The organism is Blautia sp. 210820-DFI.6.14 (assembly GCF_020558815.1).
Classification (GTDB): Bacteria; Bacillota; Clostridia; order Lachnospirales; family Lachnospiraceae; genus Blautia_A; species Blautia_A obeum.
This window is the reverse complement of the sequence record NZ_JAJCKS010000002.1, coordinates 37,791-63,597: the sequence shown is the minus strand read 5'-3', so window position 1 is coordinate 63,597 and position 25,807 is coordinate 37,791. Positions and strand designations below refer to the sequence as shown.

The 25,807-nt window shown below is 44.0% G+C and carries 24 protein-coding genes and 1 pseudogene; 9 read left to right on the top strand and 16 right to left on the bottom strand.

The window, feature by feature from the left end; translation table 11 throughout:
• Positions 1-74: 74 nt before the first annotated feature.
• On the bottom strand, positions 75-1,007 hold the full coding sequence (gene cysK / locus LI112_RS02845) for a cysteine synthase A (RefSeq protein WP_227190203.1): 933 nt from the start codon (positions 1,005-1,007) through the stop codon (positions 75-77).
• Positions 1,008-1,199: 192 nt separating this feature from the next.
• Here cysK and LI112_RS02840 point away from each other — a divergent pair, with 192 nt between their 5' ends.
• On the top strand, positions 1,200-1,997 hold the full coding sequence (locus LI112_RS02840; protein ID WP_227190202.1) for a sirohydrochlorin cobaltochelatase: 798 nt from the start codon (positions 1,200-1,202) through the stop codon (positions 1,995-1,997).
• 157 nt (positions 1,998-2,154) lie between these two features.
• On the opposite strand, the pseudogene LI112_RS02835 reads toward LI112_RS02840, so the two are convergent.
• A pseudogene (locus LI112_RS02835) lies at positions 2,155-2,448 on the bottom strand (MFS transporter); the annotation flags it as partial.
• Positions 2,449-2,564: 116 nt separating this feature from the next.
• On the opposite strand from LI112_RS02835, the gene LI112_RS02830 reads away from it, so the two are divergent.
• The 4 genes from LI112_RS02830 to bioA are packed head-to-tail and all read left to right on the top strand — an operon-like array spanning position 2,565 to position 6,022.
• Positions 2,565-3,155: a biotin transporter BioY gene (locus tag LI112_RS02830; protein WP_005422324.1), complete on the top strand. Its 591-nt coding sequence runs from the start codon at positions 2,565-2,567 to the stop codon at positions 3,153-3,155.
• Positions 3,152-4,135: a biotin synthase BioB gene (bioB, locus tag LI112_RS02825; protein ID WP_005422323.1), complete on the top strand. Its 984-nt coding sequence runs from the start codon at positions 3,152-3,154 to the stop codon at positions 4,133-4,135. The genes LI112_RS02830 and bioB overlap by 4 nt, the downstream gene beginning before the upstream one ends.
• 7 nt (positions 4,136-4,142) lie before the next feature.
• Positions 4,143-4,841, top strand: a complete 699-nt coding sequence (bioD, locus tag LI112_RS02820; RefSeq protein WP_227190201.1) for a dethiobiotin synthase — start codon at positions 4,143-4,145, stop codon at positions 4,839-4,841.
• Complete coding sequence (bioA, locus tag LI112_RS02815; RefSeq protein WP_227190200.1) at positions 4,838-6,022, top strand: adenosylmethionine--8-amino-7-oxononanoate transaminase; 1,185 nt, start codon at positions 4,838-4,840, stop codon at positions 6,020-6,022. Before bioD ends, bioA begins: the two co-directional genes overlap by 4 nt.
• 37 nt (positions 6,023-6,059) lie before the next feature.
• Here bioA and LI112_RS02810 read toward each other — a convergent pair whose 3' ends face one another.
• Complete coding sequence (locus tag LI112_RS02810) at positions 6,060-6,581, bottom strand: hypothetical protein (RefSeq protein WP_022389379.1); 522 nt, start codon at positions 6,579-6,581, stop codon at positions 6,060-6,062.
• A gap of 191 nt (positions 6,582-6,772) precedes the next feature.
• Here LI112_RS02810 and cobI point away from each other — a divergent pair, with 191 nt between their 5' ends.
• Genes cobI through LI112_RS02795 form a run of 3 tightly spaced genes read left to right on the top strand, consistent with a single transcriptional unit; the run spans position 6,773 to position 9,044 of the window.
• The gene (gene cobI / locus LI112_RS02805; RefSeq protein ID WP_022389378.1) at positions 6,773-7,459 is read left to right on the top strand and encodes a precorrin-2 C(20)-methyltransferase; all 687 of its coding nucleotides are present in this window, start codon (positions 6,773-6,775) and stop codon (positions 7,457-7,459) included.
• Positions 7,456-8,298 carry an ABC transporter ATP-binding protein gene (locus LI112_RS02800; RefSeq protein WP_005422312.1) on the top strand — a complete coding sequence of 281 codons (843 nt, stop codon included), beginning with the start codon at positions 7,456-7,458 and terminating at the stop codon, positions 8,296-8,298. The genes cobI and LI112_RS02800 overlap by 4 nt, the downstream gene beginning before the upstream one ends.
• A 14-nt stretch (positions 8,299-8,312) precedes the next feature.
• Positions 8,313-9,044 carry an ABC transporter permease gene (locus tag LI112_RS02795; protein WP_005422310.1) on the top strand — a complete coding sequence of 244 codons (732 nt, stop codon included), beginning with the start codon at positions 8,313-8,315 and terminating at the stop codon, positions 9,042-9,044.
• Between the two features lie 266 nt (positions 9,045-9,310).
• Here the strand turns inward: LI112_RS02795 and LI112_RS02790 are convergent, their stop codons facing one another.
• Positions 9,311-10,180 (bottom strand): pyridoxamine kinase, encoded by an 870-nt coding sequence (locus LI112_RS02790; protein ID WP_022389377.1) that lies wholly within the window; start codon positions 10,178-10,180, stop codon positions 9,311-9,313.
• Positions 10,181-10,284: 104 nt separating this feature from the next.
• Here LI112_RS02790 and LI112_RS02785 point away from each other — a divergent pair, with 104 nt between their 5' ends.
• A complete protein-coding gene (locus LI112_RS02785) occupies positions 10,285-11,595 on the top strand; it encodes a PLP-dependent aminotransferase family protein (protein ID WP_005422304.1) in 1,311 nt (436 codons plus the stop codon).
• A gap of 48 nt (positions 11,596-11,643) precedes the next feature.
• Here the strand turns inward: LI112_RS02785 and LI112_RS02780 are convergent, their stop codons facing one another.
• From LI112_RS02780 to LI112_RS02725, 12 genes are all read right to left on the bottom strand, one after another.
• Positions 11,644-12,285 (bottom strand): precorrin-8X methylmutase, encoded by a 642-nt coding sequence (locus tag LI112_RS02780; RefSeq protein WP_022389375.1) that lies wholly within the window; start codon positions 12,283-12,285, stop codon positions 11,644-11,646.
• Positions 12,282-13,835 carry a cobyric acid synthase gene (locus LI112_RS02775; RefSeq protein WP_055055180.1) on the bottom strand — a complete coding sequence of 518 codons (1,554 nt, stop codon included), beginning with the start codon at positions 13,833-13,835 and terminating at the stop codon, positions 12,282-12,284. The genes LI112_RS02780 and LI112_RS02775 overlap by 4 nt, the downstream gene beginning before the upstream one ends.
• Before the next feature lie 23 nt (positions 13,836-13,858).
• Positions 13,859-14,947, bottom strand: a complete 1,089-nt coding sequence (cobD, locus tag LI112_RS02770) for a threonine-phosphate decarboxylase CobD (protein ID WP_117591410.1) — start codon at positions 14,945-14,947, stop codon at positions 13,859-13,861.
• A 24-nt stretch (positions 14,948-14,971) separates the two neighbouring features.
• On the bottom strand, positions 14,972-15,937 hold the full coding sequence (gene cbiB / locus LI112_RS02765) for an adenosylcobinamide-phosphate synthase CbiB (RefSeq protein ID WP_044924851.1): 966 nt from the start codon (positions 15,935-15,937) through the stop codon (positions 14,972-14,974).
• A 5-nt stretch (positions 15,938-15,942) separates the two neighbouring features.
• Positions 15,943-17,316 (bottom strand): cobyrinate a,c-diamide synthase, encoded by a 1,374-nt coding sequence (locus LI112_RS02760; protein ID WP_227190199.1) that lies wholly within the window; start codon positions 17,314-17,316, stop codon positions 15,943-15,945.
• Entirely contained in the window at positions 17,313-19,307 is a 1,995-nt protein-coding gene (locus LI112_RS02755) for a bifunctional cobalt-precorrin-7 (C(5))-methyltransferase/cobalt-precorrin-6B (C(15))-methyltransferase (protein ID WP_022389370.1), read from the bottom strand. The genes LI112_RS02760 and LI112_RS02755 overlap by 4 nt, the downstream gene beginning before the upstream one ends.
• Complete coding sequence (gene cobJ / locus LI112_RS02750) at positions 19,300-20,031, bottom strand: precorrin-3B C(17)-methyltransferase (RefSeq protein ID WP_044924844.1); 732 nt, start codon at positions 20,029-20,031, stop codon at positions 19,300-19,302. Before cobJ ends, LI112_RS02755 begins: the two co-directional genes overlap by 8 nt.
• Positions 20,024-21,067: a cobalt-precorrin 5A hydrolase gene (locus tag LI112_RS02745; protein ID WP_055055176.1), complete on the bottom strand. Its 1,044-nt coding sequence runs from the start codon at positions 21,065-21,067 to the stop codon at positions 20,024-20,026. Before LI112_RS02745 ends, cobJ begins: the two co-directional genes overlap by 8 nt.
• 42 nt (positions 21,068-21,109) lie before the next feature.
• Entirely contained in the window at positions 21,110-21,868 is a 759-nt protein-coding gene (cobM, locus tag LI112_RS02740; protein ID WP_005422295.1) for a precorrin-4 C(11)-methyltransferase, read from the bottom strand.
• Positions 21,869-21,907: 39 nt separating this feature from the next.
• Entirely contained in the window at positions 21,908-23,071 is a 1,164-nt protein-coding gene (gene cbiD / locus LI112_RS02735; protein WP_227190198.1) for a cobalt-precorrin-5B (C(1))-methyltransferase CbiD, read from the bottom strand.
• A 173-nt stretch (positions 23,072-23,244) separates the two neighbouring features.
• Positions 23,245-24,687 carry a L,D-transpeptidase family protein gene (locus tag LI112_RS02730; protein ID WP_195968025.1) on the bottom strand — a complete coding sequence of 481 codons (1,443 nt, stop codon included), beginning with the start codon at positions 24,685-24,687 and terminating at the stop codon, positions 23,245-23,247.
• Between the two features lie 130 nt (positions 24,688-24,817).
• On the bottom strand, positions 24,818-25,807 hold the full coding sequence (locus LI112_RS02725) for a glycosyltransferase family 2 protein (RefSeq protein ID WP_005422288.1): 990 nt from the start codon (positions 25,805-25,807) through the stop codon (positions 24,818-24,820).

Here is a 25,807-nt window from a genome sequence, read left to right as displayed (position 1 = left end):
ACTGTCTGCGTTTCCTCTCAGTCCGTACAAAACATTTGCAACTGGCACATTGCACACATCCGAAATCTGCTAATTTACTCTGTAAACAATGCTGTAGAATAATATCTGTCACCAGTATCCGGAAGAAGTGCTACGATAGTCTTTCCTTTGTTTTCCGGACGTTTTGCAAGTTCAATTGCTGCATAAAGAGCTGCTCCTGAAGAAATACCCACGAGAACGCCCTCTTTCTTTGCCAGAAGTTTTGCTGTTGTGAAGCATACTTCATTGTCGATTGGCATGATCTCGTCATAAATCTGTGTGTTCAGGACTTCCGGAACGAATCCTGCTCCGATACCCTGAATCTTATGCGGGCCGCCTTTTCCTTCGGAAAGAACCGGGGAAGTTGCAGGTTCTACTGCTACGATCTTAATATCCGGTTTCTGCTCTTTCAGGTATTCTCCTGTTCCTGTAAGTGTTCCGCCTGTGCCGACACCAGCTACGAAGATGTCTACCTTTCCGTCTGTATCTTTCCAGATTTCAGGACCTGTGGTTGCTTTGTGTGCTGCCGGGTTTGCCGGATTTACAAACTGTCCCGGGATATAGCTGTTCGGGATTTCTTTAGCAAGTTCATCTGCTTTGGCGATTGCACCTTTCATTCCCTTGGCTCCTTCTGTCAGAACCAGTTCTGCGCCATATGCTTTCAGAATATTTCTACGCTCAATACTCATGGTCTCCGGCATGGTAAGGATGATTCTGTATCCTTTCGCTGCTGCGATAGATGCAAGACCGATACCTGTGTTTCCGGATGTTGGCTCGATGATTACAGATCCTTCTTTAAGGATTCCCTTTGCTTCAGCGTCCTCGATCATCGCTTTGGCGATTCTGTCCTTGACGCTTCCTGCCGGGTTAAAATACTCAAGTTTCACAAGGAGAGTTGCTTCCAGTCCAAGTTCCTTCTCTACATTTGTTACTTCTACAAGTGGAGTGTTTCCGATCAGTCCAAGTGTTCCTTTATAAATGTTTGCCATGGTGTTTACCGCCTTTCTTTTTACTTATTTATTCGTGTCTGTTTTTATTAACATACCTCTTTGATATGTTTAGTATGTTATTCCTTTTTACCCGAAATGTCAATAGGTTTTTGGAAAAAATTTGAACTTTTTTTCGCGGTATTGTATAATTCATTTATACGCGAAAAATAAATACTTAGGAGAATACTTTTTATGAATCAGCAGACAGATAAAGCGATTCTGGTCGTGAGCTTCGGAACCAGCTATGAAGCATCCCGAAAAGCCACTATAGAGAAGATTGAACAGGACATTAGAAACGCTTTTCAGGATCATCGGATCTATCGTGCATGGACCAGTAAATTTATCATCTCAATTCTGAAAAAAAGAGATAACTATACGGTTCCGACTGTAAAGGAAGCTCTTGAACAAATGATCACAGACGGGATCCGGGAGGTGGTTGTTCAGCCGACCCATATCCTGGACGGTATCGAGAATAATATTATGAAAGAAGAAGTTCTTTCTTATAAAGAATCTTTTGACAAAATCGCATTTGGAACTCCTCTTCTTGCAGATTCGAAAGATGAATCACAGGCAATCAACGCAGTAACAACAGAATTTTCTGATCTGAAAGAAACAGAAGCTCTTGTATTCATGGGACATGGAACAACCCATCAGGTAAACACCGTGTATGCAGGACTTGATCAGAAATTCAAAGAGTCCGCCCACGCCAATGTTTTTATCGGAACCGTCGAAGTTGATCCAACCATCCATGATCTGGTAAAAGAAGTAACATCTTTCCAGCCATCCAAAATCTATGTAACACCTTTTATGATCGTAGCAGGCGATCATGCACACAATGATATGGCTGGTGATTCTCCGGATTCCTGGGTATGTCAGTTTGAAAATGCCGGATTTGAAGTCTGTCCGATCATCAAAGGACTGGGTGAATATCCTGGAATACGCAGGATGTATGTGGAGCATGCACAAAAAGCCATTGATTCCATGAAATAATATATCTATGCAGTAATGTCCTATAAAGCAAAAAGGTCTGTACCCATCGGGAATATTTACAGTTTTTCTCTGCCTGTTTACGCAGCACGGAACTGTATCATTCTCAAAGGTCCAGACCTTTTTCCATATTCATTTATAATGTACGCTTCTCTTTTATTCAGTTCTCCTGACTCTTTTTACATATCTGAATTCCCATAAGTAAAAGCACCGGGAATACGATTGCCGCAAGAATTCCCATTCTCAGATTATTCCCCACACTGCTGGATACAAAACCTGCAAGTGTCGGACCACCGGAGCAGCCAAGGTCTCCTGCAAGAGCAAGCAATGCAAACATTGCCGTACCTCCACCTCTGATGGATGCCGATGCAATGCTGAATGTTCCCGGCCACATAATTCCAACAGAAAATCCACAGACTGCACAGCCAACGAGACTGAGCATCGGAACCGGTACAAAAAACGGTCTTGTTTTAAATCTAAATACAATTGTAAACTTTTCTATTTTTTTAGTTGACATTATCTTTTCTTTCTTTTAAAATTGTAAACCATAAAGATTTTGGAGGTTTACAAATGTCAAAGACGAAAACTTTAATCTACTGCAGTCTTTTTACTGCGCTGATTGCGGCGGGGGCTTTTATCAAGATCCCGGTGCCGGTGGTTCCTTTTACTTTGCAGTATCTGTTTACGATGCTTGCAGGGCTGCTGCTTGGTTCTAAACGTGGAACAATCTCTGTCGTTGCCTACATGCTTCTGGGGCTTGCAGGGCTTCCGATCTTCTCTGAGGGCGGCGGTCTCTGGTATGTCTTTAAGCCGAGTTTTGGCTATATCATTGGATTCTGCCTCGGAACTTACGTGACAGGACGTATCGCAGAACATCTGAAGAAAAAGACGATCTTCCGCTACCTGCTCGCAAACCTGGCTGGACTTATGATCGTCTATGCCTGCGGCATGATCTACTACTATGTAATCTGCAATTATGTGATCGACACACCAATCGGAATCTGGCCGCTCATCCTCTACTGCTTCCTTCTTGCAGTACCTGGTGACATCGCTTTAAGCATCCTTGGGGCCATCATTGCCAGACGTGTTCGTCCGGTCGTGATCCAGTACCTTTCTGATTCCAATACAACTTTATTACATACGGAGGAGACAGCAAAATGAACCCACTTACTTTAGCCCAGGAAATTATTGACGGACGCAGGATCACAAGAGAGGATGATCTTTCCTTCTTTCTCACCTGCGATCTGGATGAATTATGTGAAGGTGCAGACCGCATTCGAGAAGCCTGTATCGGAGACAAAGTAGATCTCTGCTCAATCATCAACGGACGCAGCGGCAGATGTCCGGAAGACTGTAAATACTGTGCACAGTCCGCACACCACCACACTTCCTGCGAAGTTTACAATTTTCTTCCGGAGGAAAAGATCCTTGAAGCCTGTAAGATGAATGAGTCCGAAGGTGTCGACCGTTTTTCCATCGTCACCGCCGGAAAAGCTCTGACAGGAAAAGAATTCGACCAGGCAATCCATGCTTACGAGACCATGCACAGAGAATGCAAGATTGACCTCTGCGCTTCCATGGGATTTATTTCTGCCGAACAACTTCACCGTCTTCACGAGGCAGGTGTGACCAGCTACCACCACAACATCGAAACCTCCCGTAGAAATTTCCCGAATATCTGTACCACACACACCTACGACATGAAGATCGAGACCCTCAAAAAAGTCAAAGCCGAAGGCATGTGTGCCTGCTCCGGCGGTATCATCGGCATGGGTGAGACCTGGGAAGACCGTCTGGATATGGCGATCAGCCTTGCTGAACTTGGCATCGATTCCATCCCGATCAATGCTCTGATGCCGATCCCAGGAACACCTCTGGAACATCTACCGGAACTTTCTGAGCCGGATATCCTGCGTACGATCGCCTTCTTCCGCTATATCAACCCGGAAGCAAACATCCGTCTCGCTGCCGGACGCGCACTTCTCACCAACGACGGAGAAACTGCTTTCAAAGCCGGAGCTTCCGCTTCCATCACCGGAAACATGCTGACCACCGTTGCATGTGCGACGATCCGAAGCGACCGCAAGATGCTCGCTGACATGGGACGTGACGTAACTCCTGAATACTGGAAGGAAGTGTAAAATAAAAATGAGCAAAGCAATTTTTCTCACCGGAACCGGAACAGATATCGGCAAAACCTTTATTGCCGGACTAATCGTAAAAAAACTTGCACAGGCAGGCAAAAATCCAGCTTACTATAAAGCAGCCATGAGCGGAAATGACCGCCGGTCAGACGAAAGCCTGATCCCGGGCGATGCACTTTTTGTGCGACAGATGTCCGGTATCTCACAGCCGCTTGATGAAATGTGCCCTTATGTATATGAAAATGCCTGGTCACCACACCTTGCATCCCGCGTGGAAGGAAATCCTGTTGACCTCGCTGTTGTCCGCGAAGGTTTTGCAAAAGTCGCTGAGAACTATGACTACATCACCATGGAAGGAAGCGGCGGAATCCTCTGCCCTCTCTGTTTTGATGAGCATAAGATCCAGCTTGAAGATGTGATCCGGGAATTTAATCTTTCCAGTATCCTTATCGCCGATGCCGGTCTTGGCACAATCAACAGTGTTGTCCTGACTTTCGAATATATGAAGGCACACAACCTTCCGCTTAAGGGCATCATTTTTAATCATTACCATCCGGGGAACATCATGGAAGAAGATAATATTTTTATGTGTGAACATATGACAGGGCTTCCTGTGCTTGCGAAGGTACAGGACAATGTCACAGAACTTGAAACAGATGCAGATGTGCTGAGTGCACTTTATGACGAGGTGAAGATCAGATGATATGGTATCCTTATGAACAGATGAAAACAATGAAAGAACCTTACAGGATTCTGGATGCAGAAGGCGTGCATCTCTACACCAAAGACCAGAAGCTGATCGATTCAATTTCTTCCTGGTGGTGCATGATCCACGGCTACAAACATCCGGAGCTGACCGCCGCCATCAAAGAACAGGCTGACCGTTTCTGCCATGTAATGCTCGGCGGTCTCACCCATGAACCGGTAGAAAAACTTTCTGATAAGCTTCAGGAATTTCTTCCGGGTGACCTGGACTACTGCTTCTTTTCTGACTCGGGAAGTGTCGCAGTAGAAGTCTCTCTTAAGATGGCACTCCAGTACAACACCAATCAGGGAAGGAAACGCCCTCTGGTGCTGGCTCTGGAACATGCCTACCACGGAGACACTTTCAAGGCAATGGAAGTCGGAGATGACGAAGATTATCATTTCGCTTTTGACAAAAAAGAAGGCGTCGTTCATATCTCGACAGAGATCCCGGCGCTTGAGGATGCATTTGAACTGTATCATGACCGGCTGAACTGCTTTATCGTAGAGCCGCTGCTCCAGGGCGCCGGCGGCATGCGGATGTATGATATTTCTTTCCTGAAACGTGCCAGAGAACTGTGCAATCAATATGATGTGCTTCTGATTTTTGATGAGGTTGCAACAGGATTCGGACGTACCGGAAACCGCTTTGTAGCCGACCTTGTCCTTCCGGACATCCTGGTTCTCGGAAAAGCCCTGACCGGCGGTTATATCGGACATGCTGTCACCGTTGCAAACCACAAAGTCTTTGACGCTTTTTATAGTGACGATGACCGCCTTGCCCTGATGCACGGTCCGACCTTTATGGGAAATCCACTTGCCTGTGCCGTTGCACTTAAGGGAATCGAGATCTTTGAACGTGACGATTATATGAGCAAGATCCGGCATATCGAACAGATTTCCCGTCAGGAAATGGAAAATTTCTCTGACCCGCGCATCAAAGAAGTCCGTATCATGGGCGGCTGTACCTGCGTCGAAGTCCATGATCCAAAGACCCTGGAAGGTTTCCAGCAGTTTGCCTATGAACGCGGGGTCTTCTGCAGACCTTTCTTAAACTATATGTATTCCATGGTTCCTTATGTGATCTCCGACGAGGAACTCATTCAGATTTTTGACGTAATGAAGGACTGGTTTCACTGAAACCAGCCCTTCTTCTCTTCAATTCTATTCAACATATCTAACAGCGATTTCTTTTATTAACAAAATAATTCAGGATTCCCCCACCAACAATGATCACAACGGCGACTGCCACGACTCTCTTGGCTGCTTCCTGTGGAAGCTGGCTCTTTGAACCAATAGAATCCGAATAAAAGGTCAGCGTATAGTCAATCTCATGAGGTGCTCCCATTGCTGTTGTATCTGCGATCACCGGCATTCCTTCATCCATACTGAGCACCGGAATCTCAAAAACAGAATTCATACCTTCTTCATTGGTCGGAAGATATTTCTCTCCGTCTACGATCATATAATCATAATTTGAACTGCTCCACTGGATCTGTGCGTAAGCCTGACCATCCTTCACAGTCAGAATTGTCGGCGATGTCACACTTGCCTTTCCGCTTCCGCCCTCAAGATCCACCTGAATGGAATATTCTCCATCCTCTTTGTCAATATCCATGCCTGCCGCCTGACAGATGCAGGAAAAAGCTCCAATGCCGATAAATACAGCAGCAATCAGACTTGAAAGTTTTCTTTTCATTTCTCTACTCCATTTTTTTCTTTTTAAACATTGCCAAATTTTATCTATAGAAACTATGATAACACAGCAAATCCTACATTGCAAACACTATACAATTCTAGTATAATAAAAAAGATATGTCTGTGAATGAGACTTCACAGCATAATGTAAATTTAAGATCATTTCAAAAATGAATTCAGGAGGTTTTATCAATGAAAGGTACATTATATGGAGTCGGCGTCGGACCTGGGGATCCGGAATTAATGACATTAAAGGCAGTTCGCATGATCCGTGAAAATGAGATCATCGCTGTACCTGGTGCAGACGTTAAAGAAACCGTTGCCTATAAAATTGCAGTACAGGCAGTTCCGGAGCTGGAAGAAAAAGAACTTCTTCCAATCTACATGCCGATGACACATGATGCAAAGGAACTTGAAGAAAATCATGCAAAAGGCGCAAAAGCTCTGGAAGCCTGTCTTGATCAGGGAAAAAATGTTGTTTTCCTGACTCTTGGTGATCCATGTGTATATTCTACTTTTTCCTATCTGCAGCATCGCGTAGAGGCAGACGGATATCACACAGAGCTGGTAAGCGGAATCACTTCTTTCTGTGCTGCAGCTGCACGACTGAACATTTCTCTGTCTGAATGGAACGAACAGCTTCATATCGTTCCTGCTGTCCATCGTCTTGACAGTGAACTGACAGAATCCGGAAACTACATTCTGATGAAATCAGGAAAGAAAATGAATCAGGTAAAGGAAATTCTCGCCAAAAGCGGCCGTGATGTCCTCATGGTTGAAAACTGTGGCATGCCAGAGGAACATATCTATCATGGAGTTGAGGAAATTCCGGATGATGCCGGCTACTATTCTCTGATCATTGCGAAGGAGCACAAATGATCGAAACAAAGAATCTGACAAAAACATTTGATAATTTTACTGCTGTGGATTCTCTGGATCTCAAAATTGAGACCGGAGAATTCTTCGGTCTTCTTGGACCGAATGGTGCCGGAAAGACTACGACGATCAGTCTTCTTTCTACGCTTCTTCTTCCGACTAAAGGAGAAATCCTGATCGATGGACAGAAGCTGACACGAAACCGACCGGATCTCAAGCGTAAGATCAGTGTAATCACACAGGAGTACTCCATGCGCCAGGACATGAATATGGACGAGATCATGGAATATCAGGGACGTCTTTATTTCATGCCACGCAAAGAAATCAAACGTCGTACAGAAGAACTTCTGGAGTTCTGTGATCTGATCAAGTTTCGTAAACGAACAGTCCGTAAGCTTTCCGGCGGCATGAAGCGGAAACTGATGGTATGTCGGGCCCTCCTGACAGATCCTGAGATCCTGCTTCTGGATGAACCGACCGCCGGTATGGATGCGCTTTCCCGTCGTCAGATGTGGAATCTGCTCCGCAAATTAAACGGCAAAAACCTGACCATTCTTCTGACTACTCATTATATGGAGGAAGCTCAGAATCTCTGCAGCCGTGTAGCTCTGATGGACCACGGTAAACTGGAGGAAGTCAATACTCCGGCCGGACTGATCGACAGTCTTGGAAATTACACCGTTGATGAATTTGCCGGAGACGAAACTCACAGTCATTATTTTCACAGTCGTGAAGAAGCAATTGCCTATCTCTCCGGTCTTTCCGGACAGGCTTCTCTACGCGAAACAACGCTGGAAGATGTGTTTGTTGAACGTGCCGGACGACATCTGATGCCATCATAAGGGAGGAGCTGGTTATGGGAATTATTACAATTTTATGGGAAAAATGGGTCGAATTTCGAAGAGATTTCTACAAGATCACGCTGGCGGCAATGATTGCCCCACTGATGTATCTGGTCGTATTTGGAATGGGAATCCAGACAATCTCACATGGAGAACCTTATCTGAACTTTCTGATCCCGGGTGTTGTTTCACTGACGACAATGAATGGAAGCTTTAATGCCATTGCACAGAATCTGAATGTGCAGCGACTTTATGAGAAGGCTTTCGATCAGGTACTGATCTCTCCTACACCGTTATGGCAGTTTATTGCCGGTCAGATCATCGGCGGAAGCCTTCGTGGTTTTTATGCAGGTGGCGTTATTCTGGTTCTGACAATGCCGATCGACACCGGACTGATCTTTAACGGCTGGTCTTTCCTTGTCATGTTCCTGAATGGAGCTGTTTTTTCTGCAATCGGTGTTGTCGTTTCATTCCTTGCCAAAAACCATGCAGATGTACCGCGTTTTTCGAACTACATCATCATGCCAATGGCATATCTGTGCAATACATTTTTCTCTACAGAAAAGCTTCCTGGTTTTCTTGGAAAATTTATCTCTGCACTGCCGCTTTCCCAGACAAGTCATATGATCCGAAGCATCTCTGCAGGAGAGGGATTTGCAATGTCGGGAATTGCGATACTTATGACATATCTGATCGTGTTTACAGCGATTGCATCATGGTTTATCTATAAGAAAAAGAATCTTTAAAAGATAACTGGGAATTCACACAGTAAATATTCCGAAGAAAGGACAGTTTCTGCGCCAAAGCTGTCCTTTCTCTGAACTTACTGCTGAAATTACCATCTTTTAGGTAGATAGCAAAAATAACACTTGTCTGAGCCATCGGCGAGTTAGCAATTTTTGCGAATGCTTTTTGCAGGCAGGTTATATCTTAGTACTTCCGGACTCCGAAGCCTTGTGACTGAACAGATCAGGAAGCTTTTCGTGAATTATATAAATGTAATTCTAAAGTTCTAATTTTCAGCAGCTAATTCAGAAAGATATCTTTCAAAACAAATTCCTTCATTCCGGTCGGTGCCTTCAACTACCGCATCATGAATCCCCTTCGCCAGAAACTTCACGGCCCTGTGCACAGAATCCACCGTGTCGATTCCTTTCACCATACCGGCACTCAAAACCGATGCAAACAGATCACCTGTACCTGAATAACTGCCACCCTCTTTTGCTGCAGTCACCCAGGTCGTATTGCCATCCTGACAGATCAGGTTTCCTATCTTCTGATGATTCTCCCTCGCAGGAAGATCAATTCCTGTAATAACCACTTCCGTATCAAACTCTTTTGAAAGTTCCTTCCCTGTACTTTCTGTGAATTTCAGCAATCTCTCCTCATCCATAAGTGATAGCTCCTTCCACAATACATGTGCACGCTGTGCGCCATATAATAACAATAGCGCTTCTGTCAGATTTGGTGTTATCACCGTCGCTCTTCTGACCAGAAAACGCATTTTTTCACAGAGTGCCTCCGTATAAATCGGGTACTCTTCTCCATTATCCCCCATAACAGGATCTATAAGTATCTTTGTGTCTTCTTTTGCAAACTGTTCAATAAATTCAACTGCTTTATCGGCCTGACGTGCGTCTGCCAAAAATCCTGTATAGATTCCATCCGGATAAAAATCCATCTTCTTCCACTCTTCCATAATCGCATCCATACGATCCGTATAATCATCACAATAATAAGAAGGGAAACCCGTCTGCGCACTTAATACCGCTGTCGGAAGCGGACATGCCTGGATTCCCATAACGGAAATCACCGGAATTGCTGCAGTAAGAGAACATTTTCCCATTCCTGATAAATCATTTAATACCGCGATCTTTTTCAATCTGTTATCTCCTCGTCTTGCATTTTCTCATTATCTGATTTAGAATAGCATCTAAGTATATTTATAAAAATAACCACTTTTATTCATTTTTCAGAGGACAGTTTATGAGTTTGTCTTTTCATTCCAATAAAGAATGCCTGTATCTTCAGGTATATGAACATTACAAAAATCTGATCATGGAACGGCGAATTCCTGCCGGAAGCCGCATGCCATCTCTTCGCAAATGTTCTGCAGAACTGAAGCTCAGCCGTACAACTATTGAAAATGCCTATCTGCAATTGGCCGCAGACGGCTACATTGTTGCCCGTGCACAAAGCGGCTATTATGTAACTAATATTGCAGAGCAAAAGCCAGTCTCCACTACCTCCTGGCATGCGAATCTGCCTTCAATACAATATGACTTTGCTTCCAACGGTGTCGATCATGAAAGTTTCCGTTTTGACCTCTGGCAGCGTTATATCAAAAGCGCACTTCGTCAGAGTGACCGTCTTCTCTCCTATGGAGAACCCCAGGGTGAAGCCGATCTTCGTCAGGTACTTGCTGACTACATCCGTCAGCGAAGAAACGTCAACTGTTCTGCTGACGATATTGTGATCGGGGCCGGAGTTCAGAGCATTCTGAATCTTCTTTGTCCTCTGATCCATGACCGAAAAACCGTTTCTTTTCCAAACGCTTCTTTTGTGCAGGGAAGTACTATTTTTTCTGATTATGGTTTTGAAGTTCAATACCGCAACAAAGACTGTGACGTAATCTATGTTTCTCCTGCACATATGACGAAATGGGGAGAGATCATGCCCGTCAGCCGTCGTATGGAACTGGTACATTACGCTGCAGCGAAAGGCAGTCTGATCATCGAAGACGATTTTGAGAATGAATTCGTTTATTTTCAACGTCCAACACCTTCCCTCTTTAATCTTGCCGGAGGACATGGCGTTGTCTATATTGGTTCTTTTTCCCGTCTGCTGCTTCCATCGATTCGCTTAAGCTTCATGGTCTTGCCGCCTTCTCTTTCCAGAAAATATGCAGCTGTTGCAGAACGCTACAGCCAGACTGCTTCCAAAGCCGAACAGATTGCACTCTGTCAGTTTATCCGTGACGGTCATCTGACTTCACAGACAAAAAAATTAAAAAAGCTGTATGCTCAGAAGCTGAAGGCTCTTGAAAACGAGGTGCGAAATACATTCGGCAGCAACTGCACGATCCAGACCGGTGCCGCAGGAACAAGTCTGGCATTGACCATTCCTTATGCCAGAACAGGTCTTGAGCTAAAAAAAGAAGCCCGCATGCATGGAATGTCTCTTCTGATTCTTGAAGAAAATGCAGCTACGATCACCATTCTGCTCTCCTGTTCTTCCATTACGACAGACGATTTTGCCCCTGCCTGTCAGCTTCTGTCCCGACTTCTTAATAAATAATCACAAAACACCTGTCCGGCATTTCATCATCCAGGCAGGTGTCAGTATTTAATCTCTTCGATTATCGATCATATAAAGCAATGCGTTACAGATACAGGCTGCAATATTACTTCCGCCTTTACGTCCTCTCGCAACTATATAAGGTGCTCCCGAATCCATGATCAGTTCTTTCGATTGTACAACATTCACAAATCCAACCGGAACTCCAATGATCAGTTCCGGATTCAGTTTTCCATCTTCGATCAGTTCATAGAGTCTCACCAGTGCAGTCGGCGCGTTTCCGATTGCAAAGATCAGTTTTTTATCGAGAGTAGCAGCTTTGTCCATGCTTGCTGTCGCCCTTGTGGTTCCGTTCTCTTTTGCAATCTTTGCCACATCCTCATCGGACATGAAACAATAGACTTCTCCACCATAACGGGCCAGTGCACGTTTATTGATTCCCGCCTTTGCCATCTGCGTATCCGTAACAATGCAGGCGCCCTCTTTGATTGCTTTCATTGCACGCTCTACTACATCCGGCGAAAAACAGAGGTTATCCGCATAATCAAAATCTGCGCTTGTATGAATACAACGTTTGACAATAAGTTCTGTTCCGGGAAGCAGCTGTTTATCACCAAGTTCCTCTGTAATAATCTCAAAACTTCTTTTTTCGATCTCCATTGGTTTTACATTTTCAAGCTCTACTTTCATTTCTCTGCTTCTCCTTCTGCTTCACTTTCTTCCAGAATATCCTCCACGCCTTGCTCAAGGATCTCATAGATTTTCTTCATATCCAGATGTTTCCGAAGTTCCGATGCCAGGATATCATACTGTGTTTCTTTGAATGCAGCAAAATCCACGCCTTCCATCTCTGACACATCAATACCTTTTCTTATGCCTACTGCACGAACAAGACCAAGTGCAACCTCTTCTTTATCAAAAATGCCATGAACATAAGTTCCGCATACATTGTGATAAAATGTTCCTTCTGTCTTCTCTGTCCCTGTCACAGTATCACATGTAGAAGTACTTGCTACAGCCCCATTTTTCCAGGTACTCTCACCCATATGAATCTCATATCCTGTAAATTCTACGTTTTTAAGAGGTGCAAACTCTTCATCCAGCTCCAGGAATTTTCCGCAGACCTGCGTACGTGTCTTATGTTCTGCAAACACGGTATCTACCGGAAGAAGACCAATTCCACGCATCGTACCGCCTGCTTCCACACCATGTGGATCACTTAAATTTTCTCCCAGCATCTGATATCCACCACAGATACCAAAGATCAGTGTACCGGATGCCGCTGCCTTAAGGATCAGTGCTTCCATGCCACTTTCACGCAGCCATTTCAGATCATCCATTGTATTCTTGGTTCCCGGAAGAAAGATCACATCCGGCTGCTTCAAATCTGACGGATGCTGTACATAACGCAGCGAAACCCCCGGAATACTTTCAAACGGATTAAAGTCTGTAAAGTTGGAAATACGTGGTACACGAATAACCGCCATATCGATCACTCCAACTTCCTGATGACGATCAAAGCGTTCTGTCAGACTGTCTTCATCTTCTACCTGAATGTTCATATATGGTGCAACACCAACGACCGGAATCTTACATTTCTCTTCCAGCATTGCCACACCCGGATCCAGAATTGATTTGTCACCTCGGAATTTATTGATGATCAGACCCTTGATCATTTTTCTCTCATCTTCTTCCAGAAGTTCCACCGTTCCATACAGCTGTGCAAACACACCGCCACGATCGATATCACCGGCAAGAAGCACCGGCGCTTTCGCCATCTTTGCCATTCCCATATTAACAATATCTTCGCTCTTCAGATTGATTTCCGCCGGGCTTCCAGCCCCCTCAATCACAATGATATCATTTTCTTCTGCCAGCTTATGAAATGCCTTCATAATGTCAGGCACCAGTTTTTTCTTATATTTAAAATAGTCTCTGGCACTCATGGTACCAAGAACTTCCCCATTTACAATGACCTGAGAGCCAATATCATTTGTCGGTTTCAGAAGAATCGGATTCATCAGGACCGATGGTTCTATACCTGCCGCTTCTGCCTGCATAACCTGTGCTCTGCCCATTTCAAGGCCTTCACTGGTTATAAAAGAGTTCAGTGCCATATTCTGCGATTTGAATGGTGCCACACGGTATCCATCCTGATGAAATATCCTGCAAAGTCCGGCAGCAAGAAGACTCTTTCCTGCATTGGACATGGTTCCCTGTATCATGATCGTCTTTGCCATATCTGTTCCCTTTCGTATCAGACTTATGCCTGTTCCTCTTCTTTCAGTACCTCTGCATGTGCCACTGCCGCTTTTGTAGTGCCATCCCGCATTGCACGGATCAATTCCTGATTTTCCTCATGTGTTCGGACGGCCACACGGTAATATCCTTTTCGCAAACCAGAGTAATTGCTGCAGTCACGGATCAGAACCCCCTGTTCCACACATATTTCAAATAAATTTTCCGGTCCATGGAAGAAAATATAATTTGCTTCTGACGGAAAGACTTCCATGCCAAGACGCTGCAGTTCTTCTTTGAGATATTTTGCTTCCCGGAATACCATCTGTCGCCCCTCTTCCACATATGCAGTTTCTTTCAGCGCAGCAATACCTGCCGCCTGTGCCATAACAGAAATGTTCCATGGCTGTGTCACCTGCGTCATCGCATCAAGAAGTTCCGTATTCTCAGTAATACCATATCCCAGTCGGATTCCCGCCATCGCGTAACGCTTGGTAAATGCCTTCAAAAGAAACAGATTGTGATATCTGGATAACTGTGCTTTCAGTGTGTATCTGCCCGGTTCCTCCATAAAATCAAGAAAACATTCATCTACGACCAGAAGGATATCCATTTCTCTGCACACACGTAAAACCCGGAAAAGGAATTCTCTATCTATCGAAATTCCCGTTGGATTATTCGGATTGCAGAGAAATACCATATCAAGGTCTCTGTGCAGCCAGTTGATAAAACTGTCCTGCAGACTGAATCCCTCTTCTTCTCTGAGAAGTACATGTTCTACCTCACAGCCACAGCTCGTAAGCGCCTGCTCATATTCTGCAAAAGTAGGAACCGGAATCAGTGCTTTCTTCGGTTTTACTGCCTGACACAGAGAAAATACCAGTTCCGCCGCTCCATTTCCACAGATCACAGATTCGGATGCCACACCTTCATATTCGGCAATTGCTTTTTTCAAAGGTGCATATCCGACCTGCGGATAATCTTTCATATATTCAAGACTGTCACGTACCGCCTGCTTTACACTTTCCGGCGTTCCCAGTGGATTACAGTTTGCCGAAAAATCCAGACAGTTCTTATAAGTATAGATATTACCGCCATGTACGTGCTTCGTCATTCTTTTTCTCCTTTTTGTGTCCCGTTACAGAAACACAACGCGGAACAAAACACAGATGATCACGCCCAGAATCGCCGTTGCATACATCAGGCGGTTCGCATAACGAATATCTTCTGTCTCTATTTCCCGAATCGCGTCTCCAATTGTAGGTTTCTCATATAATTTTCCAAAATAATATGCATTTCCCGCGAGCTGTACATCCAGTGCACCAGCCATTACAGCTTCTGTCTGTGCCGAATTCGGACTCGCATGATTTCTGCTGTCCCTTTTGAAAATACGGGATGCGTTTCTGCTGTCAAGTCCGATCACAAAAGCTCCGGCAACCATCAGCCAGCCGGAAATTCTGGATGGAAGATAATTGGCTGCATCATCCAGTTTCGCCGCGCATCTTCCAAAATACAGATATTTATCATTTTTATACCCGAGCATGGAATCCATGGTATTGATTCCCTTATACAAAAACATTAAAGGTACACCACCGATTGCCATATAGATCATCGGTGCGATCACACCATCAGAAGTATTTTCTGCCACAGTCTCCACCGCTGCTTTGGTCACACCCTCTTCCGTCAGCTCCGCCGTATCACGTCCCACGATCATAGAAACCGCATGACGTGCATCCTCAATTGTTCCCTTTTTGAGTGCATCATAAACCTTCATGCTCTCATCACGCAATGATCTGGTAGCAAGCAGCTGATAGCACCAAAAGGTTTCCAAAAGCACACCTAAGGCCGGAAGATGAATATACAGAAAATACAAAACAAATGCCGGAACCAGTAATGTAATGACACAGATCAGTATTACTTCAACCAGTCCTCCAGCCAGTTCACCTTTTTCTGTTTTGGGAAATACTTTTCTGATTCCCTTCTCAAAACTGGAGATCAGCTTCCCGATCAGGCACACCGGATGGTACAACCATCTGGGATCTCCAAATATCAAATCTAAGATAAACCCTGCTGCCAGGGCAATTGTATGGTATGTATATATCAACTCTGTCACTCTCCCCGTCTGCTGTGGTATTTCATGCATTCTTTAAGAAAAGCCTCTGCAACTTTTGGATTTCCATAATAATAAAGATGTGGAAATCCAGCCAGCATAGTTTCTGTGCCATGAATACACTCCCAGTTTCTCATACTTTCCGGTTTTGCTGCATGAAATGCTTTCCCGCAGTTTTCAGAATCAAAATAATGAAATTCATGAGCAGGGATCTCTCCTAATGTCTCACATCCCAAAACTGAATGATTCTGTATTAATGTCACATAGCCAAAGCGATTCAGACGTGGTGTACGATATGCCCTGCCCGGAAGCACGCCTGCCATGTGGTAAAATTTTTTATCCATTGCTTCCATTTCTTCATGAAGATACATAAAGCCTCCGCATTCTGCCATACATGGCATACCACCGCTAAGTGCTTTTTGTATTTCTTCTCTCATAGATGCATTTTTTTCCAGTTCTTTTCCATTTAATTCCGGATAACCTCCATATAAAAGCAATCCATCCAGTCCAACCGGTAATTTCTTATCTCTGATCGGAGAAAAGTGTACAAGCTCTGCCCCCATCTTTCGCAAAAGCCGGAAATTATCTTCATAGAAAAAGCAAAATGCTTCATCGTCCGCCACACCAATCCGAAGGGGATGTTTCAGACAGAAATCTATCCGAGGTTCTTTCGCAGATAATTCTCGTGCACTTTCTGCAAGCTGCAGGATTGCATCAATATCCAGAGTTTTTTCCAGAACCTCAGCCAGTCGGTGAAGGTTTTCTTTTAACTCAGGGATCTCATCCGGAAGCACTAACCCCAGATGTCGGCTCTCGATCACACAATCATCCATTTTGGGAACATATCCAAGAACTTTTATATTCAGTTCTTTCTCCAGAAGTTCTTTCATTCTTGGATAGAGCATTGGTGACATCTGATTAAAGATCACACCCTGTATATGACTGTCCTTCCTGTATTCCATAAAGCCTTTCACATATGCTGCAAGAGAAACACTCATACCTCTGCTGTTTACGATCAGAATCACAGGCGTATCTGTAACAGACGCCAGATCGTAAGCACTTGCTTTCGTTGTTGTCCCTGCAACACCGTCATAAAATCCCATTACTCCTTCCATAACAGAAATATCACAGTCCACCGCATTTTCACAGAAGAGATATTTTGTAGTTTCACTGTCTGTAAAAAAGGTATCCAGATTTCTTGATTTTGCGCCTATGACACGACTATGGAACATCGGATCAATATAGTCCGGCCCACATTTAAAAGATGCTGTTTTCAGACCACGATTCACCAGTGCCTGCAAAAGTCCACATGTGATCAGCGTTTTTCCGCTTCCACTGGCTCCTGCTGCCAGGAGAATTCTTGCCGCTTTCATACAAAATTCTCCTTTTTATGCGCCTGTATGGTAATAATATAAATAGGATTTTCTCCCATCATCATATGATATCTACCGATTTCTTTGGATCTGGACACACCAAGCTGCACAACTTCACTCTCCCACTTCCACTCGCTGCGTTCTGTCTGCATTTCCTTTATGCAGGACAAAGTTTCTCCGACCGTTTCAAGTGTAATACAATTTATGACCATACGAACCTGTGGATTTTTTTCAAGAAGAAGTTCCACAATTTCTTTCATATTTCCGGAAGATCCACCAATAAAAGCATGGGTAGGAGCCGGAAGTTCTTCCATTGCTTCAGGGGCCGTTCCTGCTATGATCCTCATATGATCTAACGCAAATTTCTTTTTATTTTCCTCGAGAAGCACAAGTGCATCCTCTTTTTTCTCAATGGAATATACGCTTCCCTGACTTGCACGAAGTCCCATCTCCACAGATACAGAACCAGTTCCGGCCCCGATATCATAGCAGACCGAATCCTCTTTAAGACATAACTTTGCCAGCGAAACTGTTCGTACCTCTGTCTTGGTCATCGGTGCTTTTCCACGGGTAAATGCATCATCTGGAAGTCCATGTGTGGTCAATGCTGTTTTTGCATCCGGATTCCAGGCACAGATCACACTCAAGGCATCTCCTCTGTAATCTGTAAGTTCCCTCGCCTGTTTTACAAATATTTTCTCATCCTCATAAGACAGATTCTCCCCGACATAAAGCTGCACTTCACCCATTCCATAATCCGTCAGTTTCTGTGCAAGATGTGCGGTTCCATCTGAAGTGCCAAGAATTGCAAAAACCTTCTGATTTGTTCGAATCAGGGATACCAGATTGCATACTCTTCCATGTGCACTGACAATCTTTGCATCATCCCATGAAAGACCAATTTTTGACATAAAATAAACAACAGAGGATATACCGCAGATGATTTCGGCATTTCCGTCCAAAGCTTTCAAAAGTCCTTTTGCCCCACTGTAAAAACCGACATCACCGGATAGTGCGATCACAACTTTTTCATATTCCGGATGTTTCTTAATATACTCTGCAATCTCAGCACTTCTGTATTCATAAAAGACATCCTGTCCCGGAAGTGCCACTGCATCTGCCATCCTTCTGGCGCCTATGATCAGATCCGCCTGTTCCACTGCCTCATTGCCCTGAATCGTCAATGTTTCCTTGCTTCCCATTCCAATTCCCAAGAGAACTACATGTGGTGTCGGCTGGAATCCAAATTTCTCTGGCAGCATACGTTTGCATTCTTTTACAGAAATTCCCTTTTCCTGCACCGGACGGCCAATGATCACAGGAATTGCGCCACATTCTGTGGCAGCCTGAATCTTTTCTTCAAATCCGCCTGCTTTTCCGGAATCTTTTGTTACCAGATATCTGCAGTCATACTGACGCAGCATGGCAGCATTCAATTCTTTCGAAAAAGGACCCTGCATGGCAATCAGATTTTTGCCCTCGAATCCCAACATGCGACAGGTTTCGATCACATTCTGAATGGAAAGGACTCTTGCAAACATTCTTTCCTGATAACCCGGAATTTCTGTATAAGCAGAAAGTTCCTTACTGCCCGTCGTAAGCAGAACATTTCCCGATACATGTTTCAGATAATCTACTGCTGCCTCTGTATTTTCTACATAAACTGCATCTTTGTGAACGCCTCCTTCACGAAGGACTCTCACATAAGAAACTGCTGTGTTTTCACAGGCCTCACGGATATTTACTGTCACTTCTGCCGCATATGGATGTGTTGCATCCAAAACCAGTTCCGGTCTTTCTGCTGCAAAAAGCTCCTGCATCTGTTCTTTGTCAAGGCGTTCTGCACGAATCGATAAAAATTCATTTTCTTCAAGAGATCTGGATCCATATTCCGTCGCGACACAGGCAAGTACAGATACTTTATTTTCACTCAGAAACCGGCTGATTTCATAGCCTTCTGTAGTACCAGCAAAAACAATTGCTTTATACATTCCGATATCCTCTTGGAGTTACCATTTTGCCATTTATTTCTTTTGTCTGGGAATTTCCGATAAATACTGTGGTGAACATATCAACCTGTCTATCTCGAAGTTCTTTCAATGTCATAACCTGATATTCTTCCCCTTCTCTTCCGATATTGCATACTGTTCCGCAAACTGTTTCCGGAGATTTGTACTGCATCATCAGATCGCAGGCTTTCTGTAAATAATCATGGCGTTTTTTACTGGAGGGGTTATAGAGACAGATTACAAAATCCGCCTGAGATGCACCAAGAAGTCTTGCTTCAATCTTTTCCCATGGAGTCAGAAGATCACTTAAGCTGATCAGGCAGAAATCATGGATCAGCGGTGCACCAAGGACTGCCGCTCCGCCAAGTGCGGCTGTTACTCCCGGAACGATCTCCAGTTCTACTTCCGGATATTTTTCTCCTACTTCATACATCAGTCCGGCCATACCATAGACTCCGGCATCACCGCTGCAGATCATGGAAACCCTTTTGCCTTTCATAGCCTCTTCAAAAGCCAGCACACATCTGTCCACTTCTTTTTTCATTGGTGTGGTCAGATATTCTTTATCTGGAAATGTATCTTTGACAAGATCCACATATACCGTATATCCAATGATCGTATCACTGTCTTTCAAAGCATTCATTGCAATACCGGTCATCTGATCACAGCCTCCCGGTCCGATTCCAACTACATATATTTTATTCAAAATGAACCTCCCAGTTCCGGAGTGCAAGCGCGGTTGTCACGCCATTTCTCCCTGTCTTATTTTTGATCAGGCGGCCCTGCTCCGCACCCAGGACTGCACTTCGTTCACAGACATTATTCACGCCTGTGATCTTTTTTACAAATTCGGAAGGGGTAAATTCCCCCTCTGCATGACTCAGCTCTTCTTCCTCAAATGTGATAAACGGGATTCTCCAGTCTTCTGCAAGTTTTTGAAGCCCCACTTCGTCTTTTTTGATGGAAATGCTTGTCAGCTTCTCTACTGCCTGGCTGTATATATCCGCGTCCGCCAGACAGACACTAGCTTCTTTTTCAATTACATCTGCTTCTTTATTCCTGCGGCAGCCCATTCCCAGTGTCACCACCCTGGGAATGATCTGCACCGTGGATGTAAACGGCTTACAAGTTGGATGAATGGTTACTGCAATTCCAATCTCCGGTTTATCCTGCGTGTCTTCCGAAGGCTCTTCCAGACCTTCCGGCAACTTTCCTGTCCATGGAAATTCACTGTAAAATCCGACAGGTTCTCCCGCAAGCAAGGCTGCCGAAACCTCCTTTGCCGCTTTCATATTCTGAATCCCACAGCAATTCTTTTTTGCAAAGACATCCACTGCAAAGCGATGATGAAGATCTGTCGCTGTCGTTACGACTGGAACTGCACCCAGAAGCTCCGCAACTTCCAGAGTCAGTTCATTCGCACCGCCAAGATGTCCTGATAACAGAGATATCACAAACTTTCCACATTCATCGATCACCAGTACCGCCGGATCAGACTTCTTACTTGCTACGTAAGGTGCAATGCTGCGCACCGCGATTCCACAGGCTCCGACAAAAATAATCGCATCATCTGTCTCAAAATGGCGGCCTGCCCAGATTCCTGTACTTTCCGCAATCGAATCATCGAGATATTTACTTTTCTTATAAATTTCTGCCGTATAACCTTTGCCCTGAAGGTCTTTTTGCAGGTCTTCCGCAGTCATATATCCTGTAAGACTGAAACAAATGATTGAAATACGCATTATTTAATTCTCCATTTAGATCGGATTATTTACTGCGCGTTCTCACTCTGTTGCTTCACGGAATTCGGTAGTGAATCCCGGATCATACAGTTTTGAGCGATCATAGTGAGCTGCTTTTACAGAATCCCCGATGATCATCAGTGCAGTCTTTGTGATATTGTTTTCTGCAGCAGTCTGTGCAAGCGTGCCTACTGTGCAGACAAATTTCTTCTCATCCGGCCAGGTTGCCTTGTATACAATTGCCGCCGGCGTATCAGCTGTATATCCGCCTTCGATCAGTCTGCGGCTGAGTTCTTCCAGCATACCGGTGCTTAAGAAAACAACCATCGTTGCCTGATGAGCTGCAAATGACTGAATGCTTTCTTTGGATGGAACCGGTGTACGGCCTTCCATTCTTGTGATGATCACACTCTGTGAGATATCCGGCAGAGTATATTCCAGATTCAGGGCACTTGCCGCACCGCAGAACGCACTGACACCAGGACAATAGTCATACATAATGCCCTTCTCATCCAGAATATCCATCTGCTCACGGATTGCACCGTAAATACAAGGATCACCTGTATGAAGACGCACAGTCATCTTCCCTTCTGCTTCTGCTCTCTCCATAACGGAGATGACTTCTTCCAGTGTCATCTTCGCACTGTTATGAATCGTACAAACATCCTTGCTGTATTCCAGCAGCTGCGGATTTACCAACGAACCCGCATAGATGATCACATCTGCCTCCTCCAGATACTGTTTACCTCTGACTGTGATAAGATCCGGTGATCCCGGTCCTGCTCCAACAAAATGTACCATGTTTTTATTCTCCTTTTTTATATATAATTGTTTAATTTGTCATTTACTCTCAGCTGAATTTATTTTACGGATCAGTTCTTCTGCATGCTTTGTCTGGCCAAGATATCCAAATTCATTGGAAAAGATCACTGCACCCAGAAGGATCTGCTGATAAGAACGATGATCCAGATAAAACTGGATATGTCGGGTCACATCCTCCATCGCTTTCTGTAAAATATGATAACGATCAAGCACATGCAGGGCCTCATCCGTCGTGTTGCATGCCAGAATCTCTCTGGCACATTCCAGATCTGCTCCGGAGCGTATTGCTGCCGCACACAGAACCTCCATACGTCCGTCTGCGCTGTGTGAATGTGTATTCATGATTCCAGCAGCAACTTTGACAAATTTGCCAATATGCGAAATAAAAAGAATCCCCTTTACTCCCATGTTCACTGCCATATCAATGGTTTCACCTACATAATTACTGCACTTGATGTTTTTTTCAAAAGGAAGATCCATATGCTCCCGAAGGTAATCTGCCCCATAATTTCCCGGAGTCACGATCAGATACTGTTCCCCCTGTGAAAAATGCTGTTTCATTTCTACCTGAATACTCTGAATCAAGGCTTTCTCACTCATAGGTTCTACGATACCGGACGTTCCAAGAATAGAGATGCCACCCTGGATTCCCAGACGGGGATTAAAAGTCTTTTTCGCGATCTCTTCACCTTCTGGAACAGAAATCGTTACTTTCAAGCCACCCTCATAGTGGTATCGATCTGCTGCATCCTCCACTGCTTTCAGGATCATGGCCTTTGGCACAGGATTGATTGCTGCTTCTCCCACTTTCTGTGAAAGTCCCGGACGCGTCACTCTTCCGACACCTTTCCCTCCATCGACCGTAATCTCAGAGGATTTCGGACATTTTTCCACTCTGGCATAGACCAGAATTCCATTCGTCGTATCCGGATCATCTCCCGCATCTTTACGTACTGCGCAGATCACTGTATCTTTTTCCATACAGACGTCATGCAATTCCAGATGGAGAAGAATTCCCTTTGGTGTCATAAGATCTGTCTCGTTCTGTTTCTGACCTCCGAGAAGCATTTCCGTGGCACCTTTTGCAGCTCCCGCCGCACAGGATCCGGTCGTATAGCCGAAATGAAGTTTCTTTTGATTTTTAATTACATAATAATCTTCCAGTCCTGTTTTATGTGCCATAACTTCCTCCTTCACATATGTCATTTTATTATATTATTTTGCCAAAAAAATGTCAATGAAACACCCTTTAATTAATCTTACATTCCTCATTTATCCGGAATACCTTTTAAAATATTTCTGCACAAAAAAACCAGCCCACTTTCGGACTGGTCTTTTGCATTTTATGTATCTTTTTAATAAATAATGATCGGATATCCGCCGTCAATCGTATTATAGATCAGTGCTGCCTGATCTGTCGGAAGGTTGATACAGCCATGACTTCCGGCGCCACTTTTATATCGGTTTCCTCCGAAAGAAGACTGCCAGGATGCATCATGAAGCCCCTGCCCATATACAAATGGCATCCAGTAATTTACTTTTACGTTGTATCCATATTCCTGACTGCTCAGGTTATATGGACTTGCCTTGTAGGCAATCGGCCATGCTCCTCTGTATGTCTCCCTGCCGGCTTTTGGTGCTCCACTGACGATATCTGTTTCTGTCACAAGTGCTCCATCTTTGTACAGCCACAGATGCTGGTTATCCAGACTTACTTCTATATAGCTTCCGTTCAGATCATCTGCACCGTTACGCTGCATGCCACTGATGCTGTATACCGGATCTCGTGTAACTGCAGTACCACTCGCAAGATCTGTCAGCAACTGCTGCACTTCTCCATCCTGATCGATCTGAAATCCATATTCATTATCGGATACCGTGACATCATTTCCATAGGATGTGTGGAATGTACGTGGAACATAGATGGTATTATACTTCGCTGCAAGATTCTGTACATAAGACTTCACTGCTTCCTGATCAATATTCAGGCTGTCATCTGTAATCTGCAGCCATGTCTCGATTGTTCCTGCATCAATTACTTCCGTCGTACTTCCCAATGTATATGTAACTGTAGTACTGCGATATTTATTCAACTGATCATTCAGTCCTGTAACTTTATTCTGCATTTCATCAGAAACCGTTACAGAAGGCTGCTGATAAACATTTGTATCCAATGTGATCTGAATATCCCCACCAAGAAGCTTCAGCCGAAAATTATCATCCAGCATCTGATCTACATAGCTTTGAAGTCTGGTCTCATCAATTTTATTTCCCTGCACATCATTGACCAGAACAAACTGCTTCTGCTGTTCGTCATATTGAACCGCTGCATCCACGGATGCCGTACGCTCTTTACCTCCAAAATTAGAAGACGCAAGAGCTTTCTTTTCCTGTTCTTCATCCTTCTGGATCTGATATGCGATCTTGTAATCTTCCTGCGTGGCAAAGATCTTTCTGTTTGCTTCCCGCGTTGTCTGCAATTCTGTAAGCTCACTTTTAAGTGCTGACTCATCCAGATCATATCCAAGTTCACTCACCGTTGTCTGATAGACATCCGAGCCACCTTCTTTGAACTGTACCTTACGGCTGCGAAAAGCATCCAGAAGCTTCTGTTCTGCCTTATCTGCCGTCAGCGTGGAAACATCCATCCCGTAAATAGATATTTTTCTTCCAAGTGTATTGGTATCTGAAATATGTATGTAAGTAAAAAGCCCCGCCGTAAGAACAACCACACCTCCGATACATGCGCCCAATATGATTTTCTTTGCTTTTCTGCTGAGCTTAAATTTGTCTGCCATAATCTCTTTCCTCTTATCTGCTGTATTGTCAATTTATGCACGTATTCTGATTCTTATTATATTACAGAGAAAAATGGACTTCTGTAATCTGAGGTTTCTGTTTATCTCTGGCAATAAATTATTTTACCTTTTAATAACCAGAACTCTTCTCATAAGGTGTTGTATAGATTTTCAGGAATTTATCATATTCTTTGTTACTGTAAAAATATCTTCTGTTATGACGGCTGATATCAAGGCAGTCAAAACCCTTTCTTTTGAGCAGTCTGTATGTCTTTTCATATGCACTTCCTGTCATTGTATTTAACTGCCACAGTGAAAAATTAAGCGCCCAATTAACAAATGCCCTTTCTAAGGTATCATATAAACCTCTGTCTTTTAGCTCCTTTTGCATAGCCAAAAGCGCAATATAGAAACAATCCCATGATTTCTCTCTTGTACGCGACAGAGATGTTCTGACATTAACTCTCTGATGGATCAAGACCTCATCTACTGTAGAAATTCTGGAAGCACAGGCAAGCGCAATAAAAACAAAGAGCATATCATTTGTTGTTCGAAGATTCTGATACTTGATTCCCAATCTCCTGACATACTCCCTCTGGTATAATTTATCCCATGGCCAGCCATTAAACATTCTAAAAATATTATTTCTTACATTTTCATCAGTTGCTGCAAACGGCTCTTTTTCCGGAAAATACTGCTTCCGAAATGCCCATGTGCATTTTTTGTATACTTTCTCTGTATGATCATAGAGGTCTGCATTAAACACACATACTTCTGCCTCTGTTTCTTCCGCTCTGTCATATGCGGCTTTCAGCATATTTTTCTCAAAGAAATCATCTGCATCCAGAAAAGCCAGGTATTTTCCTCTTGCAACATCCATTCCATTATTTCTGGCTGCTCCTGCTCCCTGATTTTCCTGATGAATGACTCTGATTCTGGCATCTGCTTTTTCGAATTCTTTCAGAATTACCAGTGATCCATCTGTTGACCCATCATCCACACAGATAATTTCAATCTCTCTCAGAGTCTGCTTCAGCAGGCTATTTAATCCGTCTTTTAAGAATTCTGCCGCATTGTATACCGGAATTATCACCGAAACCGCAGGTATATCATTACTCAT

Bases quoted from the DNA above. Each gene is read 5' to 3' on its own strand.
- cysK (WP_227190203.1), bottom strand. From the start codon at position 1,007: ATGGCAAACATTTATAAAGGAACACTTGGACTGATCGGAAACACTCCA.
- LI112_RS02840 (WP_227190202.1), top strand. From the start codon at position 1,200: ATGAATCAGCAGACAGATAAAGCGATTCTGGTCGTGAGCTTCGGAACC.
- LI112_RS02830 (WP_005422324.1), top strand. From the start codon at position 2,565: ATGTCAAAGACGAAAACTTTAATCTACTGCAGTCTTTTTACTGCGCTG.
- bioB (WP_005422323.1), top strand. From the start codon at position 3,152: ATGAACCCACTTACTTTAGCCCAGGAAATTATTGACGGACGCAGGATC.
- bioD (WP_227190201.1), top strand. From the start codon at position 4,143: ATGAGCAAAGCAATTTTTCTCACCGGAACCGGAACAGATATCGGCAAA.
- bioA (WP_227190200.1), top strand. From the start codon at position 4,838: ATGATATGGTATCCTTATGAACAGATGAAAACAATGAAAGAACCTTAC.
- LI112_RS02810 (WP_022389379.1), bottom strand. From the start codon at position 6,581: ATGAAAAGAAAACTTTCAAGTCTGATTGCTGCTGTATTTATCGGCATT.
- cobI (WP_022389378.1), top strand. From the start codon at position 6,773: ATGAAAGGTACATTATATGGAGTCGGCGTCGGACCTGGGGATCCGGAA.
- LI112_RS02800 (WP_005422312.1), top strand. From the start codon at position 7,456: ATGATCGAAACAAAGAATCTGACAAAAACATTTGATAATTTTACTGCT.
- LI112_RS02795 (WP_005422310.1), top strand. From the start codon at position 8,313: ATGGGAATTATTACAATTTTATGGGAAAAATGGGTCGAATTTCGAAGA.
- LI112_RS02785 (WP_005422304.1), top strand. From the start codon at position 10,285: ATGAGTTTGTCTTTTCATTCCAATAAAGAATGCCTGTATCTTCAGGTA.
- LI112_RS02780 (WP_022389375.1), bottom strand. From the start codon at position 12,285: ATGAAAGTAGAGCTTGAAAATGTAAAACCAATGGAGATCGAAAAAAGA.
- LI112_RS02775 (WP_055055180.1), bottom strand. From the start codon at position 13,835: ATGGCAAAGACGATCATGATACAGGGAACCATGTCCAATGCAGGAAAG.
- cobD (WP_117591410.1), bottom strand. From the start codon at position 14,947: ATGACGAAGCACGTACATGGCGGTAATATCTATACTTATAAGAACTGT.
- LI112_RS02760 (WP_227190199.1), bottom strand. From the start codon at position 17,316: ATGAAAGCGGCAAGAATTCTCCTGGCAGCAGGAGCCAGTGGAAGCGGA.
- LI112_RS02755 (WP_022389370.1), bottom strand. From the start codon at position 19,307: ATGTATAAAGCAATTGTTTTTGCTGGTACTACAGAAGGCTATGAAATC.
- LI112_RS02745 (WP_055055176.1), bottom strand. From the start codon at position 21,067: ATGCGTATTTCAATCATTTGTTTCAGTCTTACAGGATATATGACTGCG.
- cobM (WP_005422295.1), bottom strand. From the start codon at position 21,868: ATGGTACATTTTGTTGGAGCAGGACCGGGATCACCGGATCTTATCACA.
- cbiD (WP_227190198.1), bottom strand. From the start codon at position 23,071: ATGGCACATAAAACAGGACTGGAAGATTATTATGTAATTAAAAATCAA.
- LI112_RS02730 (WP_195968025.1), bottom strand. From the start codon at position 24,687: ATGGCAGACAAATTTAAGCTCAGCAGAAAAGCAAAGAAAATCATATTG.
- LI112_RS02725 (WP_005422288.1), bottom strand. From the start codon at position 25,807: ATGAGTAATGATATACCTGCGGTTTCGGTGATAATTCCGGTATACAAT.